Here is a 17,100-nt window from a genome sequence, read left to right as displayed (position 1 = left end):
GGTAGATGAAATTTTTTAGAGTAGCCGCTGTTGTTATCGCTGTATTTATCGTATCGGGCTTTTTTGGGCAAAGCGCATTTGCGCAAACCAGTGCCGAACTCAAAAAGCGTAAAGATAAGCTAACCGAGGAATTGCAGCAGCTTAACCAGGAGTACGAAGCAACTGCCAACAATAAAAAGGTTTCGTTAAAGCAGCTCAATAACCTCAAGATACAGATAAACCTGCGCCAGGAAAAGATACAGAATATCAATGCCGAGGTGCGAAATTTAGATAATCAAATCTCTGAGAGCAATAATACCGTACATAACTTACAAAGTCAGCTGGATCAGCTGAAGAAAGAGTATGCAGGTATGGTGCTTTTTGCCTACCGTAACCAAAGTGCCTATAATAAGCTGATGTTTATTTTCGCATCAAAAGATTTTAACCAGGCTTACAGGCGTTTGAAGTACCTGCAGCAGTTTGGTACCTACCGTGAACGGCAGGCCGGTTACATACAAGGAACGCAAAAGGAGCTGGGCATAAAAATAGTACAGCTTGATAAAAATAAAAAGGAAAAAAGTACGCTGCTTACCGAGCAGGAAAAAGAAAAAAACGAACTTGGTAAAGCTAAACAAACGCAGGTAAAAGTAATATCAAGTTTAAGCCAGCATCAGAACGAGCTTAAGCAGCAGCAAAAAGATGTACAGGCAAAAATTGCCAAAACCACCCGCGAAGTGAATAGGGCCATTGCCCGCGAGATAGAGGATGCCAGGCGCAAGGCCGAAGAAGATGCCAGGCGCAGGGCCGAAGACGCCGCACGTATAGCGGCGGCAAAAGCCAAAGCCGACAATGCGCCGGCACCCGTAGCAAAGAAGCCGGTGCCTGCAAAACGTACCACCGATAGTGAGGCATTAAATGCAACACCGGAAGCAGCCAAACTGTCTAACGACTTTTTGGGTAATAAAGGCCGCTTGCCATGGCCGGTGGCAAACGGGCAGCCGATACACTATTTTGGTATATATACGGAAGACGGCATACGTAATGAGAACAACGGCTGGGAAATAAGGGCAGCTGCTGGTGCGGGCGTAAGGGCGGTATTTGATGGCGAAGTGAAAAAGGTGATGGACATAAGCGGGACATATTTGGTTATAATTAACCATGGTGAATATTTTACCTCATATTCGAACCTCCGTACCGTGAGTGTTTCAGCGGGGCAAAAAGTAAGTACCAAGCAAACCATAGGCACGGTGGCAACCGATCAGCTAAGTGGAGAGTCATCTATTAACTTTACGCTAAATAAGGGGAGGACATTTGTAGATCCTAAAGTATGGCTTACCCCGGCAAACTAAAATGCACGCGATAGCGTTGTAATATATATATTTGTAACCTTAATTGTGAGATAAGATGTTAAGCACAGTTTTTTTATTCCTGAATATCGGCTCCGGCGAGATGATTTTGATCGTTTTTGCGGCGCTGATGCTGTTTGGTGGCGAAAAACTGCCCGAAATAGCGCGTGGCCTTGGTAAAGGTATCCGCGATTTTAAAGATGCCTCAGAAGATGTTAAGCGAGAGATAAACAACCAGATAAACAATTACGAGGACAAAAAAACCGACCTCAAAAAGTCGCTGGAAGAAAAAAACGAAGAAAAACAACCCGATCCGGCTCAACCTGCGTATGTACCCATAGAAGGTACCCTACCTGCTTTTGAGGGCCACTCTGCTACCGATGTGGTGGCAGACGAAACACCGGACTATGTACACCCTGTTTATGAAGGCTTGCCTGAAGCAGAGCATACTACTGTTGCCGCGCATGATAATGGCTCATCCATAAACCTTACTAAGGCAGAAGAGCCCGTTAAAAAGACTATCGAAGAAGAATATAAATAGTAATAAAAATATTAACGTACATAAAAACTTAAAAAAATGGGATTAGGCGCACCGGAAATCATTCTGATCATTATCGCGATACTGATATTGTTTGGAGGTAAAAAAATTCCTGAACTGATGAAAGGTTTGGGTAAAGGCGTAAAGGAATTTAAAGACGCTCAAAACGGCGAAAATACTGCATCAACTTCATCGTCTGAAGAGAAGCCGAAGCTATAATTTAAGAGCCAATATCTACCAACCAGCCTTACCGCTGGTATGCTTATAAAACTTATCTGTTGAAATTGTTATGCTTCAACGGATAAGTTTTTTATTTTAGGCCCCATGTCTAAAAATTATTCCTCTTACGCAGATGTTAAGAGAGGTTTGCAAAACGGTGAGCTAACGGCCGAAGGCCTGGTAAAAAATTATCTGAAAAAGATAAAGGCAAACACCCGTTTAAATGTTTTCAACGAGGTGTTTGAGCAGGATGCGCTGGCATCGGCAAAAAGTATTGATGCCCGCATCAAAAGCGGCACTGCCGGCAAATTGGCCGGTATGGTTATAGCCATTAAAGATAATATCTGCTACAAAGGTCATAAAGTAAGTGCATCCTCGCGCATACTGGATAATTTCACTTCTATTTATTCATCAACTATTGTAGAGCGCTTACTTGCGCAGGATGCCATTATTATAGGTCGCGCCAATTGCGATGAGTTTGCCATGGGCGCATCTAATGAGAACTCGTTCTATGGCCCTGTCAAAAATGCTGCCGATGAAACCCGCGTATCAGGCGGTTCATCGGGCGGCTCGGCAGTGGCGGTGCAGGCGGGCATGTGCCATGCGGCCATTGGTACAGATACTGGTGGTTCGGTAAGGCAGCCGGCATCATTCTGCGGGGTGGTAGGTTTCAAACCTACTTACGGGCGCATATCCAGGCATGGCATTATTTCTTATGCGTCCTCATTCGATCAGGTGGGTACGTTAACTAAATCTATTAGCGATGCAGCTCTGCTCTTCGAGGTAATGGCCGGTCCCGATGATTTCGACAGCACCTTGTCGCACAAGCCTGTGCCAGCGGCAGCAGAGCATACCACCGATAAGGGCAAAAAGAAGATCGCCTATTTGCAGGAAGCATTATCGAGCCCAGGCGTAGATGCCGAGGTGAAGAATACACTGATAAACGCCATAGAAAAACTGCGTGCCGATGGACATACCGTTAAAGCCATATCCTTTGAGTACCTGGAATACCTGGTGCCCACCTACTATATTTTGGCCATGGCCGAAGCATCTAGTAACCTCGCGCGGTATGATGGCGTGCATTACGGCTTTCGCAGCCCCAACGCTACCGACCTTACTAGTACCTACAAGCTATCCCGTTCAGAAGGTTTTGGCAAGGAAGTAAAACGCCGCATTATGCTGGGTACATTTGTGCTGAGCGCGGGCTACTACGATGCCTATTACGCCAAGGCCCAAAAAGTGCGCAAACTCATTAGGGAACAAACCCGCAAGATACTGCAGGAGTACGATTTCCTGCTCACCCCAACTGCTCCCGAACCTGCCTTCCCGATAGGGAAAAAAGAGAAAGACCCGGTGGTTACCTACTTGCATGATATTTTTACCGTACAAGCTTCGTTGGCTGGTCTGCCTGCTATCTCGTTGCCGGCGGGCAATAACAGCAAGGGTTTGCCGTTAGGTTTGCAACTCTTAGCCGGTGGGTTTGCCGAGGAGCAATTGTTGAATTTCTCCGAATATTTCTCGGAGCTATAGGAAGTTTATACTTTAGTAAATAAATCTACCGGCAAACCTATAGCCCGGCATAACCCGCTTTATGAAGAAGTTCTTTACGTTGATTGTTTGCGTGGCGTTATTCCTGTTAATTAAGGTTGATTGCGCGGATGCACAATCCTTCAATGCGGATACCTCTGCTTTGCTGCCTATAAAAGAAGTAACCTCATCTAAATACCAGGATGTGATTTTCAAACGCCGGCTGGATTCTATGCAGCGCGATGTGCCCATGGATTACAATGTTTACGTGCAAGGCTATATAGACAACTACCTGAGCCGCCGCGACGAGATGGCACGCTTGCTGGGTCTCTCCAAATACTACTTCCCCATTTACGAAAGCGCTTTTGTAGCAGCGGGCGTTCCCGATGAGATAAAGTACCTTTCTATCGTAGAATCGGCACTTGACCCCAACGCGGTATCGCGGGTGGGAGCAGCCGGTCCATGGCAGTTCATGTCGGAAACGGCCAAAATATACGGCCTGAAAATGACCGACTATGTAGATGAGCGCCGCGACCCTATCCAATCGAGTGCCGCCGCTGCCGCCTACCTGCGCGATGCCTACCAGCAATTCGGTGATTGGCTGCTGGCCATAGCATCATACAATTGCGGTAAAAGCAATGTAGAGAACGCCATGGCCAAAACCGGCGCTACGGATTACTGGTCTATCCGCCAGCTGTTGCCCGCCGAAACCCGCGGTTATGTACCTGCTTATATTGCTGTAAGCTATATCATGAATTATTATAAGCGGCACGGCATCATTCCGCAACCTACCACCATAGCCCTGCAAACCGATACGCTGCTGGTGAATAAATTTGTGCCGATGAACCGTATTTCCGCCGCGCTTGGGTTGGATATTAAAGAAATGATGGTGTTAAACCCATCGTATCGGCAGCTCATCGTAAACGGCACCACTGCCGAGCCCCGAAGGATTATAGTCCCCCAAAACCGTAAAGACCGTTACGCTATACTGACTGATGCTATCAACAATCCTAACGCTGTGATACCGCCGTATCACCCGGTGTACGTACCGCCTCCGCCAAAACCTAAGCCGGTACTGGTGGCGCAAGCAAAGCCACCGGTTACACAGACTGCTTCACCGCCAATCACGCAGCCTGCGCAAACAGCAGTCACCACAACAACACAGTCGGCGGCTTTGGCTGCTGCGCCTCGTAATATACCCGCCTTCCATATAACCAAACTGGGCGAAACCCTGGTAGATATTGCCACCAAATATGGCATACGGGTAGAAGATTTGATGCTATGGAACAAGCAGTTGGGCAACAACCGGAATATTAGGCTTGTAGCCGGGCTCACCGTTAACCTAAACAAAAACCAGTGATATTCAGCGCTCCGGTTACCGGCCAATGCGGAATCGGGTTTTTTATTACCAGCTTTCAAAAAAAGTAATCGTAGTTTTGGGGGCTTGAACCAGATAAGAAGATGAATAAACCAAATCGTAAACAGGACGCCCTTAATTACCACTCCAAAGGCCGCCCCGGTAAAATACAGGTAGTACCAACCAAGCCTACCAATTCTCAACGCGACTTGACTTTAGCCTATTCGCCAGGTGTTGCAGAACCCTGCCGCGCCATTGCAGAAAACGTTGACGATGTATATAAATACACGGCAAAAGGCAACCTGGTAGCGGTTATCAGCAATGGTACCGCAGTGCTTGGCCTGGGCAATATTGGTCCGGAGGCCAGCAAGCCGGTTATGGAGGGCAAGGGCCTGCTGTTTAAGATCTATGCGGATATCGACGTGTTCGATTTGGAGGTTAACGCCAAAAGCGTAGACGAATTTGTAACCATAGTAAAAGCCCTCGAGCCAACCTTCGGCGGGGTAAACCTTGAAGATATATCGGCACCAACTTGTTTCGAAATAGAGCGGAGGCTGAAGGCCGAGATGAAAATCCCGGTGATGCACGATGATCAGCACGGCACGGCCATCATATCCGGAGCAGCGTTGATGAATGCCTGCGAGATACAGGGCAAAAAGCTGGATAAGATAAAATTAGTGGTGAACGGCGCGGGTGCCGCTGCGGTTTCCTGTACAAAAATGTATCTGTCGCTGGGTGTGAAGAAAGAAAATCTGGTGATGTTCGATATCAACGGGGTATTGGATACCAACCGCACCGATCTCGACGATATACGCATGGAGTTTGCTACCGAGCGCAAGGATGTTAAAACCCTTGCCGATGCCATGAAGAATGCCGACGTTTTCGTGGGCTTATCCGCAGGCAATGTGGTTACCCCGGCTATGCTGTTAAGCATGGCCAAAAACCCCGTAGTATTTGCCATGGCCAACCCCGAGCCGGAGATACAATACGATTTGGCTGTGGCCGCCCGTAAAGACATTATTATGGCTACAGGCCGGTCCGATTATCCTAACCAGGTGAACAATGTATTAGGCTTCCCCTACATTTTCCGCGGGGCGCTTGACGTAAGGGCAACCGCTATTAACGAAGAAATGAAGATTGCCGCAGTACATGCTATAGCCAATATGGCTAAAAAGCCGGTGCCCGAAGCGGTTAACTTAGCATATAACATCACCAACCTGAAGTTTGGCAGGGATTACATTATTCCCAAGCCGATGGACCAAAGGTTGATAACCGAAGTGTCTTCGGCAGTGGCCAGGGCCGCCATGGAGAGTGGCGTTGCCCGTAAGGCTATTACCGATTGGGACGCTTATAACGAAGAATTACTATCGCGCCTGGGTACCAGCAATAAGCTGATGCGCGATATTACCAACAAGGCCAAGCAGAACCCGAAACGCGTTGTTTTTGCTGAAGCTGATACTTACAAGATACTTCGCGCAGCGCAAATAGTAAAAGACGAAGGTATTGCAACGCCGATTTTGCTGGGTAATATCGAAAAGATAAAAGCCATCATGCGCGAGAACGAATTGGATTTGGGCGACGTGCAGATGATAGATACACGCGACGATTGCGACCGCGCGCACGATTTTGCCGACTACCTTTTCAAAAAACGCCAGCGCCGGGGCATCACCAAAAACGAGGCAAAAAAACTGATTGTCGACCGTAACTACTACGGAGCCTGTATGGTACAATTCGGCGAGGCCGACGCGCTGATATCCGGCCTTACCAAAAACTACGTAGATACCATCAAACCCGCCCTGCAAATCATCGGCACAGATGAGGGCGTAAACCGGGTGGCGGGCATGTACCTGATGATTACCCCAAAAGGCCCTGTATTTTTTGGCGATACTACGGTAAACGTAAACCCAACCGTGCAGGAACTGGTAGATATAACCGTGTTGATAGAAAAAGCAGTATCGTACTTTATACCTAAGCCTAGAGTAGCGCTGCTTTCTTATTCAAACTTTGGTTCTAACGAGGGTGCAATACCCGAAAAAACCCGCGAGGCGGTGCGCATACTGCACGAAAAATACCCCAATATGGTGGTAGATGGAGAGATGCAGGCCAACTTTGCCCTAAACGCCGAACTATTGAAAGAGAATTTCGAGTTCAGTACGTTGACAGGTAAGCCCGCAAATACGCTTATTTTCCCTACATTAGAGTCGGGTAATATTGCCTACAAATTATTGCAGGAAATTGGCGGGGCCGAAGCCGTTGGCCCTATTTTGCTTGGCCTTAAAAAGCCGGTGCACGTTTTGCAATTGGGTAGTAGCGTAAGGGAAATAGTGAACATGGTTACCATTGCCGTGGTTGATGCGCAGGAGAAAAGCCGCGCGGAAGCGTCATCAGCCAAGGCACGAAAAATTAAATAGTATATGTACGATTATATTGATGGGAAGCTGGCGTTTAAAAGCCCGGCGCATGTTGTAATAGATGCGGGAGGGGTGGGGTACCATATCAATATTTCGGTAAATACCTTTTCACAACTCCCGGCCGGGGAGCGCTGCAAGCTGTTTGTTTGGCTGCACGTGAAAGAAGATGCCCACACCCTTTATGGCTTCGTAAGCGAGGGAGAGCGTAAGCTTTTCCTCCACCTGGTTTCTATATCCGGTATTGGGCCAAATACCGCCCGCATGATGTTGTCGTCTATCACGCCCGATGAGATACGCAACGCTATAGTGCAGGGCAATGTGCCGCTCATCCAGCGGATAAAGGGCATCGGCCCGAAATCTGCCCAGCGTATTATTTTAGAGCTGCAGGATAAGCTGCGCAAAGAGGGCCCGGATACGCTTACAGTAATAACAGGGTTAAAAACGGTAAAAGAAGAGGCACTTTCAGCCCTTGTAATGTTAGGTTTTGTACGTAATGTTGCCGAGAAGACACTGGACAGCGAGATCAACAAGAACGGCGGTACCTTAACCGTTGAACAGCTTATTAAGCTGGCACTGAAAAGTTTATAAAAACGATAAAATTGTGATACCCCTTGGTTAGAAAACTTACTTGTAAATTTTTTATAGGTACGCTTTTGCTATCTGCTTTTTGCGGAACCGGGGAACTATTGGCCCAGCAGCAAATACCCGGACAAACTACCATTGCCCGCCCGGGTAGTACCCAGCCGGGTGCCCAACAGCAACAGCCCGGCCAGCAACGCCCCCAGGCGCAAACGCAGCAGCAAACCAATAACCCCGTCGATACCACCAAACCAAGAAATACCACACCCCTAAGCGGCGCGCCCAAGCTAACCAAAACCCGTAACCAGCTGGCTTTGGATGGGTACTTTGATACCGACCCGCCTGGAGTGGTGCGCACCGTGGTGTATGATCCGCTCACCAACACGTACATTGTTTACAAAAAGCTGGGCAATTTGAATTACGGTTTCCCGCAGTACCTTACTGTTGCCGAGTATTTAAAACTGCAGCAAAAAGGCGTGCAGCGCGAATACTACCGACAACTGGCAGATAACTATGCCTACGATTCGCAGCAGCCAGGTTTTATACCGCAGATAAAGGTGCGCAGCAAAACATTTGAGCAGATTTTCGGCAGCTCTAACATCAACATTCGCCCGCAAGGTTCGGCAGAAGTGATTTTGGCAGGGCAGATAAACAAGAACGAGAACCCGCTTTTTAATACCCGCCAGCGCAGCCAGTTCAACTTTAATTTCGACCAGCGGATACAGCTGAACGTTACCGGCGATATTGGCGATAAGCTGAAGATAAGCACCAATTACAATACCGAGGCGCAGTTTCAGTTCGAGAACCAGATAAAGTTGGATTATACCGGCCACCCCGATGAGATCATCCAGAAGATAGAGGCCGGTACCGTAAGCATGCCACTGAATACCTCGCTTATTACGGGCAGCCAGGCGCTTTTCGGCGTGAAGACTAAACTGAAATTCGGCAAGCTGGATATCACCACCATCCTGTCGCAGCAGCGTTCGCAATCAAAAAATATTACCATAACCAACGGCTCGCAGCAGGGTAATATATCCCTCACCCCAGCCGATTACGAGGCCAACAAGCACTACTTTTTATCGCAATATTTCCGCAATAACTATAACCGCGCGCTGGCCAATATCCCCATCATCAGCTCCAACATCAACATCACCAAGATAGAGGTTTGGACAACCAACCGCACCAACGTAACCACCGATAGTCGCGACATACTGGCCTTTTTGGATTTGGGCGAGAACAGGCCATACAATCCCACTGTACAAGGCGGTGCGGGCTTTAGTGGCTTGCCTGCGGGTTTCAGCGGGCCTGGTTTTACCCAGCAATCCAACAATTTATTGGCAAACCTGCCCGCCGGTTCCCGTGCCACCAATTCCAATGATGTGGCTAATTACTTCCGCGCAACGGGTGCAACCGATAACTACGCCAAGCTTACCTACGCCCGCAAGCTCACCGAAAAGGAATACACCCTGCATCCGCAGTTGGGTTATATCTCGCTGAATTACCCTTTGAATAACGACGAGGTTTTGGCTGTGGCCTACCAATACTCATATAACGGGCAGCAATACCAGGTGGGCGAGTTCAGTAGCGACCAAGCCGTTGACCCCGCCACGCCGAAGGTACTCTTCGTGAAATTATTGAAGAACGAATTGCTGAAAACCAATCTGCCTACCTGGGATTTGATGATGAAGAACATCTACTCGCTGGGCGCGTATGGTATCAGTTCGAATGATTTTAAACTGAACATCAGTCGCCTGGATGATAAATCGGGCATCGAGAAAACGATAATGGATGAGGGTACGAACACCAAAAGCAAGCGGTGGCTGCAGCTAACGAGCGTGGATAATCTGGATCAGCAGAGCGATAAGCGGCCCGATGGCTTCTTCGACTTTTTGGAGGGGATAACCATTGATTCGCAGAATGGGCGCATTATGTTCCCGGTGCTGGAGCCTTTCGGCTCCGACCTCGCGAAGCAATTTACCCCCGGCGAGGCCGACCTTGCCGCGCGGTATGTGTACCAACCCTTGTATGATTCTACCAAAACCATCGCACAACAGCTTTTCCCCAAGCTGAACAGGTATTTGATAAAAGGAACATACACCTCAACCCAGGGCTCTGAATACCAATTGAATGCTGTGAATATACCGCAGGGCTCGGTGGTGGTTACGGCAGGCAATTTAAAATTGAATGAGGGGGCGGATTACACCGTCGATTATAGTTCGGGCCGTATTAGGATATTGAATCAGGCACTGCTTTCCTCGGGCCAGCCCATTAATATCAAGTTGGAGAATAACGAGCTTTTTGGCGTACAGCAAAAATCGCTTTGGGGCACCCGGCTCGATTACCGCGCAAGCGATAAGCTTGCCCTCGGCGCAACCTTTATGCACCTTACCGAGCAACCTATTACGCAGAATGAGTTGGTGGGCGAGGAGTCTATCTCCAACAGCATCTTCGGTTTCGATGCCAATTATACTACTACATCACGCTTTTTAACCCGGCTGGTAGACAAGATACCGCTAATTAATACCAAGGCACCATCTACTATCAACCTAAGCGGCGAGTTTGCGAAGCTGATGCCCGGCAGCCCGGGCGCATTGAACTTTGCAGGCTCGAAGAACGGTACTTCGTATCTTGATGATTTCGAGAACAGCCGTTCGGTTATCGATGTGAAAAGTGCCGTGAGCTGGCAAATATCCGGCACGCCGCAGATGTTCAACGAGTCGCAGCTGTTTAACGATTTAAGCTACGGCTTTAACCGCGCGCGTTTGGCGTTCTACAATATCGACCCTATATTTTATACCAACTCCGGCAATATCCCCATTAACCGCACCGACCTATCGAACCATTACGTAAGGCAGGTGATAGAACAGGAAGTGTTCCCCTACAAGCAATCGGTAACCGGGCAGCCGTTAACTTTGGCCACGCTGAACATGGCTTTCTACCCAACAGTACGCGGGCCATATAACTATACCACCACGGGCATCAACAGCGATGGTTCGCTGCAGAACCCTAAAACCCGCTGGGGAGGTATGTTCCGTAAGCTGGAGACCAACGATTTCGAATCGTTGAACGTAGGCTATATCGAGTTCTGGGTAATGGACCCATTCATCTATAAGCCCGCATCGCAGGGCGGCGACTTGTTTTTTAACCTCGGCAGCGTATCTGAAGACGTGCTGAAAGATGGCCGCAAGAGCCTAGAGAACGGCCTTCCTATTGACGGCGCTACCGATAAAACCGACGACACTAACTGGGGCAGGGTATCTAAACTGCAGCCGGTTATTAACGCTTTTGACAACGACCCCAATTCGCGCGCATTGCAGGATGTGGGCTTAGACGGTTTGAACAGCACTGATGAGCAAACGAAGTTCTCCAGCATAGTAAACCAGGTGAAAGCTGTATTGAGTCCGCAGGCCGCCGCCGCTTTCGTAGCCGACCCATCATCTGATGATTATCGCTATTACCAGGGCCCTGATTTGGACCAGTCGCGCGCAGGCATCATGGAGCGTTATAGCCGCTACAATGGCACTGAGGGAAACTCCAAAACAGCAGAGCAATCGCAGGCAGAGCTTGGCCTGCAAACCTCAGCATCGACCTCCCTGCCCGATGGTGAGGACATCAACAAAGATAACAACATGAGCCAGACAGACGAGTACTTCCAGTACCGGGTGTCTATCCGCCCGCAGGATATGCTGGTTGGCCAAAACTACATCAGCGATAAGGTAACCTCCAACGTAAAGCTGGCCAATGGCCAAACGGAAGCCGTTACCTGGTACCAGTTCAGGATACCGATAGCCGATTACCAAAGCAAGGTAGGCAACATACAGGATTTTAAGGCCATCCGCTTTATGCGCATGTTCATGACCAATTTTGCCGATACTTCGGTACTGCGTTTTGCTACCCTGCAGTTGGTACGTGGCGAATGGCGCAGCTTCAACGCCGCTAACAATCCTTTGAATGTAATTGCCGACCCAGCCATACAAAATCCAACAAACGATAACTCGGTGCTGGATGTGCAGGCGGTGAACATTGAAGAGAACGGTAACCGCACGCCTATACCTTACGTAGTGCCGCCGGGCATAAACCGCCAGCGCAACTATAACAACCTGCAAACAGATACCAAGCTGAACGAGCAATCCTTATCGATAAAGGTTACCAACCTGCGCGATGGTTACTCCCGCGCCGCGTTCCGCACATTTTATAATGATTTGCGTTCGTACAAAAAGATTCAGATGTTTATCCATGCCGAGGGTGACCAGTTGGTGGATAATGACCTGAACGCCTTTATCCGTTTGGGGGTAGACTATCAGGATAACTATTATGAATACGAAGTACCTCTGGCTATAACCCAGCCCGGTACCCGCGACCCTGGTGCCATATGGCCCGCCGGCAACGAATTGGATTTGCAGCTGGACCTGTTAACCAGTGCCAAACTGGCCCGTAACAACGCCAAGTTGAATGGCTTGCCATGGCCATTTACTACGCCGTTTGTCTATACCGACGGGCGCAACAAAGTAACCATAAAAGGCCAGCCCGACCTCAGCCGTCTGCGTACCATTATGGTGGGCGTGCGTAACCCTTATAAGGGAAGCAATGCGGGGTCGGATGATGGTTTGGATAAAACGGGAACGTTGTGGTTTGATGAGCTGCGGTTGACAGATTTTGACCAGCGCGGCGGATGGGCGGCAACTGCAAGGGCAGATTTTGCCCTGGCAGATTTTGCCAACATCACCGTATCGGGGAGTAAAAGTACCGTTGGTTTTGGTTCGCTAGATTCGCGCGTGAGCGACAGGAGCCGAAGCGATAATCAGTTGTACGATATATCGGGCAGCGTGGAACTGGGCAAATTCTTCCCGGCCAAAAGCGGTATCAAGATACCGGCCTATATAAACGTGAGCAACGCAGTAGCCACCCCGCAGTACGACCCGCAATCGCCGGATGTGGAACTGAAGAAAACCCTCGCCGCTGCACCCACGTCGCAGGCCCGGGATTCTATCCGCAATGTATCTATCGATTACACCATGCGCAAGAGCATCAACTTTACCAATGTGCATAAAGAGCGAACGGATGCCAACGCGCCGGTACGTGTTTATGATATTGAGAACTTTAGCGCCACCTACGCTTATACCGAATATACACACCACGATTTCATTGTACAGAGCGATCTTGCGCGCACATATCGTGTAAGCCTGGCTTATAACTACAGCAACCAGCCTAAATATTATTCGCCTTTTGAAAAAATTATCAAAAGTAACCTGCTGGCTTTGGCAAGGGATTTTAATTTCAGTCTGTTGCCATCCAGGCTGAATTTCAGCATCAATTTCGACAGATATTATTCGGAAAACACGTTGCGGAACAACGACCCTAATAACTATATACCCATACCCACCAGTTTCAATAAAAATTTTAATATTACCCGTGTTTACGGTATCGGCTGGAATTTATCCAAATCTCTGCAGATGGATATTGATGCTACCAATTTATCTGTAGTAGATGAACCTGCGGGCCGCATCAACGGGCTGAAGCGGGATACCCTATGGGAGAACCTAAAAAGGCTTGGCCGCACCACCAACTATAATCACACCATCAACTTTAACTATACCACGCCGATAAATAAAATACCGGGTATGGATTGGACGGCCCTGATAGCCCGCTACAGCACGCACTTCAACTGGCAAACCCAGCCCGAATTTGCTATTAACAACCCCGACTATAACGTTGGTAACAGTATCCAAAACTCGCGCACCATACAACTGAACCCAACGCTGACGTTCACCACGCTTTACAATAAGTTTAAGGCATTACGCAAAGGCACTGCGGATAAAGGTGGCATTGGCGGCGTGCTGCTGGGCATATTGACGGGCATCAAAAACGTAAGCGGTACCTACACCCGCACCGAGGGTACCTTTTTACCTGGCTATTTGCCGCAATCGAATTTCTTTGGGCAGGATTTTACGTATGATTCGCCGGGCATTGGCTTCCTGTTGGGCAGCCAGGCCGATTTGCGTAACCGTGCCGTTGCCAATGGCTGGATAACCAGCGATACGCTGCAAAACCAACCCTATGTGCGCACCTTCAACTCCGATTTGCACCTGCGCAGCATTATAGAACCATTTAAAGATTTGCGGATAGAACTGATAGCCTTTAAAACGCAGGACCGTAACTATCAAACCAACTTTAAATATCTGGCCAGCAGCAATAGCATAGAAAACCTTAGCCCTACCACCTCGGGTACGTACAGCGTATCGATCTTATCATTGGCTACAGCGTTCTCTAAGTCCACAGGGGTTAGTAATAAATCGACCACCTTCCAGCAATTTTTAGATAACAGGGCGGTAATCTCTAAACGCCTGGGGGCTGCAAACCCTAACTCGGGTGTTAGTACCACAGACTTTGCCGATGGCTACGGGGCCAATGCGCAGAATGTATTGGTGCCGGCATTTTTAGCCGCTTATATGGGTAAAGATGCAACCAGTGTTTCGCTTAGCCAGTTCCCCTCTACACCTATACCCAATTGGCAAATAACCTACAACGGACTAGGCAAGATTGCCTTTCTTACCGAGATTTTCGATTCCTTTGATATTCGCCACGGTTACCGTTCTTCGTACAACGTAAACGGGTATACTACGCTGCTGCAATACCAGGAAGCCAATGGCGGCGTAACATCGCGCGATGCCAATGCCGATTTCCTGCCCTTTTACCAGATGACGCAGGTGAGTATATTTGAGCAATTTGTGCCGCTGCTGGGCGTGGATGTACGTTTTAAGAACAGCATGACCGCCAACCTCGAGTTCCGCAAAACGCGTTCACTGGCCCTCAGTTTACTGAACAGTCAATTGGCCCAGCAAAGCGAGAATATCGTGGTGTTAGGTTTTGGTTACCGCCCTAAGAATTTCAAGATGCCGTTTGGCTGGTTTGCCAGCAAGGCCAACAACGATATCAACTTTAAGCTGGATGTGTCCATCCGCGATAACAAAACGCTAATATACCGCGCTGACGTGGAGGAGGCAGAGGTATCGTCGGGTTCCAAGAATATCACCATGCGCCCATCCATCGATTACGTCATCAACCAGCGTTTCAATCTCAATATCTTTTACGACAGCAATATTACCAAACCTTATACCTCGCAAACATTTAATACCTCGTTTACCAACTTTGGGATTAACTTGAAGCTATTGTTGCAGTAACGCTCCTCACCGCTGCGAGGAGCGGCAGAAGGCATAGAGCGGGGGCTACGTAGCAATCCCCGTTAAGCAGTGCCGCTCTGCATATCCGAACTACTTGCCAATAGTTGCCGCGCTATCGCTCGTAGTGACTCGATGGTTTATCCTTTCTTCTTCTCTTCCTCGTTCTTCTTTTTCAACGCCTCCTTAAACTTCTTATCCTCTTCTTCCTTCTTTTTCTTGGCATCCTTCAGCAAATCTTCCTGTTCTTTGCGGGCGTCATCGGCATTTTGCTTGTTGAATTTGTCTTCCTGAGTTTTGCCCACGCCTGCGCATGGTTTCATGCCCGCCAAAATGGTTTGCCAAACGGTTTTAAAGAAAGGGAAGTTTGCAGGTCGGATGAACGCCACCTTTGCCAGTCGCGGCGTATTGCCGCCATCGTCCGGGTTATCATGTTTGAGGATGAATGTATTTGCCAACGTGGTGATGACGGATTTTTTGGTGTAATCTTTCCGCAGCACATCTACCTGCAAATTATTGTATAACAGCGACACCGTCCCCGTAGAAGTTTTTTGTGTGCTGTGAATATTAAAATCGAGGCTCTTTACTCTTCCGGAAGTGATTTTGACCAGTGATAAGGGCATCAGTGAAGGGTTGGCCTCTGCCATATCAATTGGTCCAAGGTACCCTTTGTAACTGTAGCTGTAAGCCGCATCAGTTAAATTAAAGTTGAAGGATATGTTGAACTTTCCCTTTCCCATAAAATAGCTGCTGACGTTGGCGGTTGCGATTTTGTTTTTCTGGAGCTTTTCTGCTTTGTTGGTAAGGTTGAGGAACCGGGTGTTGATACGGTTAAAACATATCATTCCCGTTTTCATGGGCACTTTGTTGAGTTGCTTGTAGGTTACGGCAAAATTTTTCAGGTCGAGCGTATCGATGTTCAGCTTTGCTTTGATGGCATGGCGGATGGCCCAGTTGGGGAAGGTAACCAACCTGTCTGTTGTTTGTAACTTGCCGTTATAGTTGCTGTACACCTCAAAAAAACCTTTATACAGGGTGATTTTCGATACATCCAAATCATGTTTTTCACGGTAGTTCTGGTAATCGAATTTGTTGAATATGGCCGAATCTATCCTCAGGGTAAAGCGGTCGTCCTTTACGGTATTGAAGAATTTAACATGGTCTGCGGGTTGTAAGTTTAGGCCGGTAATAATTAAGCGGGAAGTTTCTGTAGATAGCTTTACGGACTTAATTTTGAAGTTGTAGAGCCCATTTGCCGATTTACTGCTGTAATTGAATAACTCGGTAGTAATGTCCTTGCAAAATAAAAACCTGCTCGTGTCTTTTTGCGTTGCCGAGTCTATCAGCATGCTGGTGGCTTTAAGGTTGAGTTGCTTAAACTTCGATATGGCTACTTTAGGCCCCGAGTAATCTTTATACTTCAACTTTACATCGTTCAAAAAAATCTCGCCCACGTTAACCAACTTAAGCGATTTGGATATTTTTTGCCAAAGCGTGCGGTTATCTTTTCTAGCCGTATCGGGTTGGTTGACATGGTAGCCAATCTCTACTTCGGGAGCGTTCAGGGTTATCCTGCCGATATTCAGCTCCTTTTTTAAATATAGCTTAAGCAGCTGCATGTGCGATACCACTAAGCGGTTTACCTGCAATTGGTACAGGCTGTTCGGTGCGGTGCCTTGTTTTTTCTTGAGATTGTAAACACTGGTATCTACACTCAGTTTGATATCGTAGAGGGTGGCGGTGCCGCGGAGGATGTGCAATTCGGTATTGCCGATATTTATACAGTAGAGGCTATCGCTACTTTTAAGTACCTCGGCTTTTATCTTATCGGCCAATTTTGGCGCAAAGTAGCTATTGGCGAATAGTGCGGCTATAATCGTAACGCCGAACATGGCGAGCAAAGCAATTAGGGTGATTTTTTGCCAGCGGTGCTTTAATAGTTTAAAGGACATTTCCAGTGCGATTT

Annotated in this window: 9 protein-coding genes; 8 read left to right on the top strand and 1 reads right to left on the bottom strand. The window is 48.1% G+C overall.

Annotated features, from left to right (window positions below):
- Window positions 1-5: 5 nt before the first annotated feature.
- The 8 genes from E2R66_RS09740 to sov all read left to right on the top strand — a co-directional run bounded on the left by E2R66_RS09740 (window position 6) and on the right by sov (window position 15,137).
- Window positions 6-1,328: a murein hydrolase activator EnvC family protein gene (locus E2R66_RS09740; protein WP_133230075.1), complete on the top strand. Its 1,323-nt coding sequence runs from the start codon at window positions 6-8 to the stop codon at window positions 1,326-1,328.
- Between the two features lie 55 nt (window positions 1,329-1,383).
- The gene (locus E2R66_RS09735; RefSeq protein ID WP_133230073.1) at window positions 1,384-1,866 is read left to right on the top strand and encodes a Sec-independent protein translocase subunit TatA/TatB; all 483 of its coding nucleotides are present in this window, start codon (window positions 1,384-1,386) and stop codon (window positions 1,864-1,866) included.
- A gap of 36 nt (window positions 1,867-1,902) precedes the next feature.
- Entirely contained in the window at window positions 1,903-2,082 is a 180-nt protein-coding gene (tatA, locus tag E2R66_RS09730; protein ID WP_133230071.1) for a twin-arginine translocase TatA/TatE family subunit, read from the top strand.
- 105 nt (window positions 2,083-2,187) lie between these two features.
- Window positions 2,188-3,612 carry an Asp-tRNA(Asn)/Glu-tRNA(Gln) amidotransferase subunit GatA gene (gatA, locus tag E2R66_RS09725; RefSeq protein ID WP_133230069.1) on the top strand — a complete coding sequence of 475 codons (1,425 nt, stop codon included), beginning with the start codon at window positions 2,188-2,190 and terminating at the stop codon, window positions 3,610-3,612.
- A 61-nt stretch (window positions 3,613-3,673) separates the two neighbouring features.
- On the top strand, window positions 3,674-4,969 hold the full coding sequence (locus E2R66_RS09720) for a lytic transglycosylase domain-containing protein (RefSeq protein WP_133230067.1): 1,296 nt from the start codon (window positions 3,674-3,676) through the stop codon (window positions 4,967-4,969).
- A gap of 101 nt (window positions 4,970-5,070) precedes the next feature.
- Window positions 5,071-7,377, top strand: coding sequence for an NADP-dependent malic enzyme (locus tag E2R66_RS09715; RefSeq protein ID WP_133230065.1), 2,307 nt, complete (start codon window positions 5,071-5,073; stop codon window positions 7,375-7,377).
- A gap of 3 nt (window positions 7,378-7,380) precedes the next feature.
- A complete protein-coding gene (gene ruvA / locus E2R66_RS09710; protein ID WP_133230063.1) occupies window positions 7,381-7,965 on the top strand; it encodes a Holliday junction branch migration protein RuvA in 585 nt (194 codons plus the stop codon).
- Between the two features lie 23 nt (window positions 7,966-7,988).
- Window positions 7,989-15,137 (top strand): T9SS outer membrane translocon Sov/SprA, encoded by a 7,149-nt coding sequence (gene sov, locus E2R66_RS09705; RefSeq protein ID WP_240049275.1) that lies wholly within the window; start codon window positions 7,989-7,991, stop codon window positions 15,135-15,137.
- 137 nt (window positions 15,138-15,274) lie between these two features.
- Here sov and E2R66_RS09700 read toward each other — a convergent pair whose 3' ends face one another.
- Window positions 15,275-17,086, bottom strand: coding sequence for a hypothetical protein (locus E2R66_RS09700; protein WP_133230061.1), 1,812 nt, complete (start codon window positions 17,084-17,086; stop codon window positions 15,275-15,277).
- Window positions 17,087-17,100: the final 14 nt, after the last annotated feature.

Origin of the sequence: Mucilaginibacter psychrotolerans (genome assembly GCF_004519315.1) — a bacterium.
Taxonomy (GTDB): domain Bacteria; phylum Bacteroidota; class Bacteroidia; order Sphingobacteriales; family Sphingobacteriaceae; genus Mucilaginibacter; species Mucilaginibacter psychrotolerans.
Note: the sequence above shows the minus strand (reverse complement) of the source record. Positions and strands in the feature narration are given on the sequence as shown.

Excerpts from the sequence above, each read along its gene's own strand:
- E2R66_RS09715 (WP_133230065.1), top strand. The coding sequence starts at position 5,071 with ATGAATAAACCAAATCGTAAACAGGACGCCCTTAATTACCACTCCAAA.
- gatA (WP_133230069.1), top strand. The coding sequence starts at position 2,188 with ATGTCTAAAAATTATTCCTCTTACGCAGATGTTAAGAGAGGTTTGCAA.
- tatA (WP_133230071.1), top strand. The coding sequence starts at position 1,903 with ATGGGATTAGGCGCACCGGAAATCATTCTGATCATTATCGCGATACTG.
- E2R66_RS09740 (WP_133230075.1), top strand. The coding sequence starts at position 6 with ATGAAATTTTTTAGAGTAGCCGCTGTTGTTATCGCTGTATTTATCGTA.
- E2R66_RS09735 (WP_133230073.1), top strand. The coding sequence starts at position 1,384 with ATGTTAAGCACAGTTTTTTTATTCCTGAATATCGGCTCCGGCGAGATG.
- E2R66_RS09700 (WP_133230061.1), bottom strand. The coding sequence starts at position 17,086 with ATGTCCTTTAAACTATTAAAGCACCGCTGGCAAAAAATCACCCTAATT.
- ruvA (WP_133230063.1), top strand. The coding sequence starts at position 7,381 with ATGTACGATTATATTGATGGGAAGCTGGCGTTTAAAAGCCCGGCGCAT.
- E2R66_RS09720 (WP_133230067.1), top strand. The coding sequence starts at position 3,674 with ATGAAGAAGTTCTTTACGTTGATTGTTTGCGTGGCGTTATTCCTGTTA.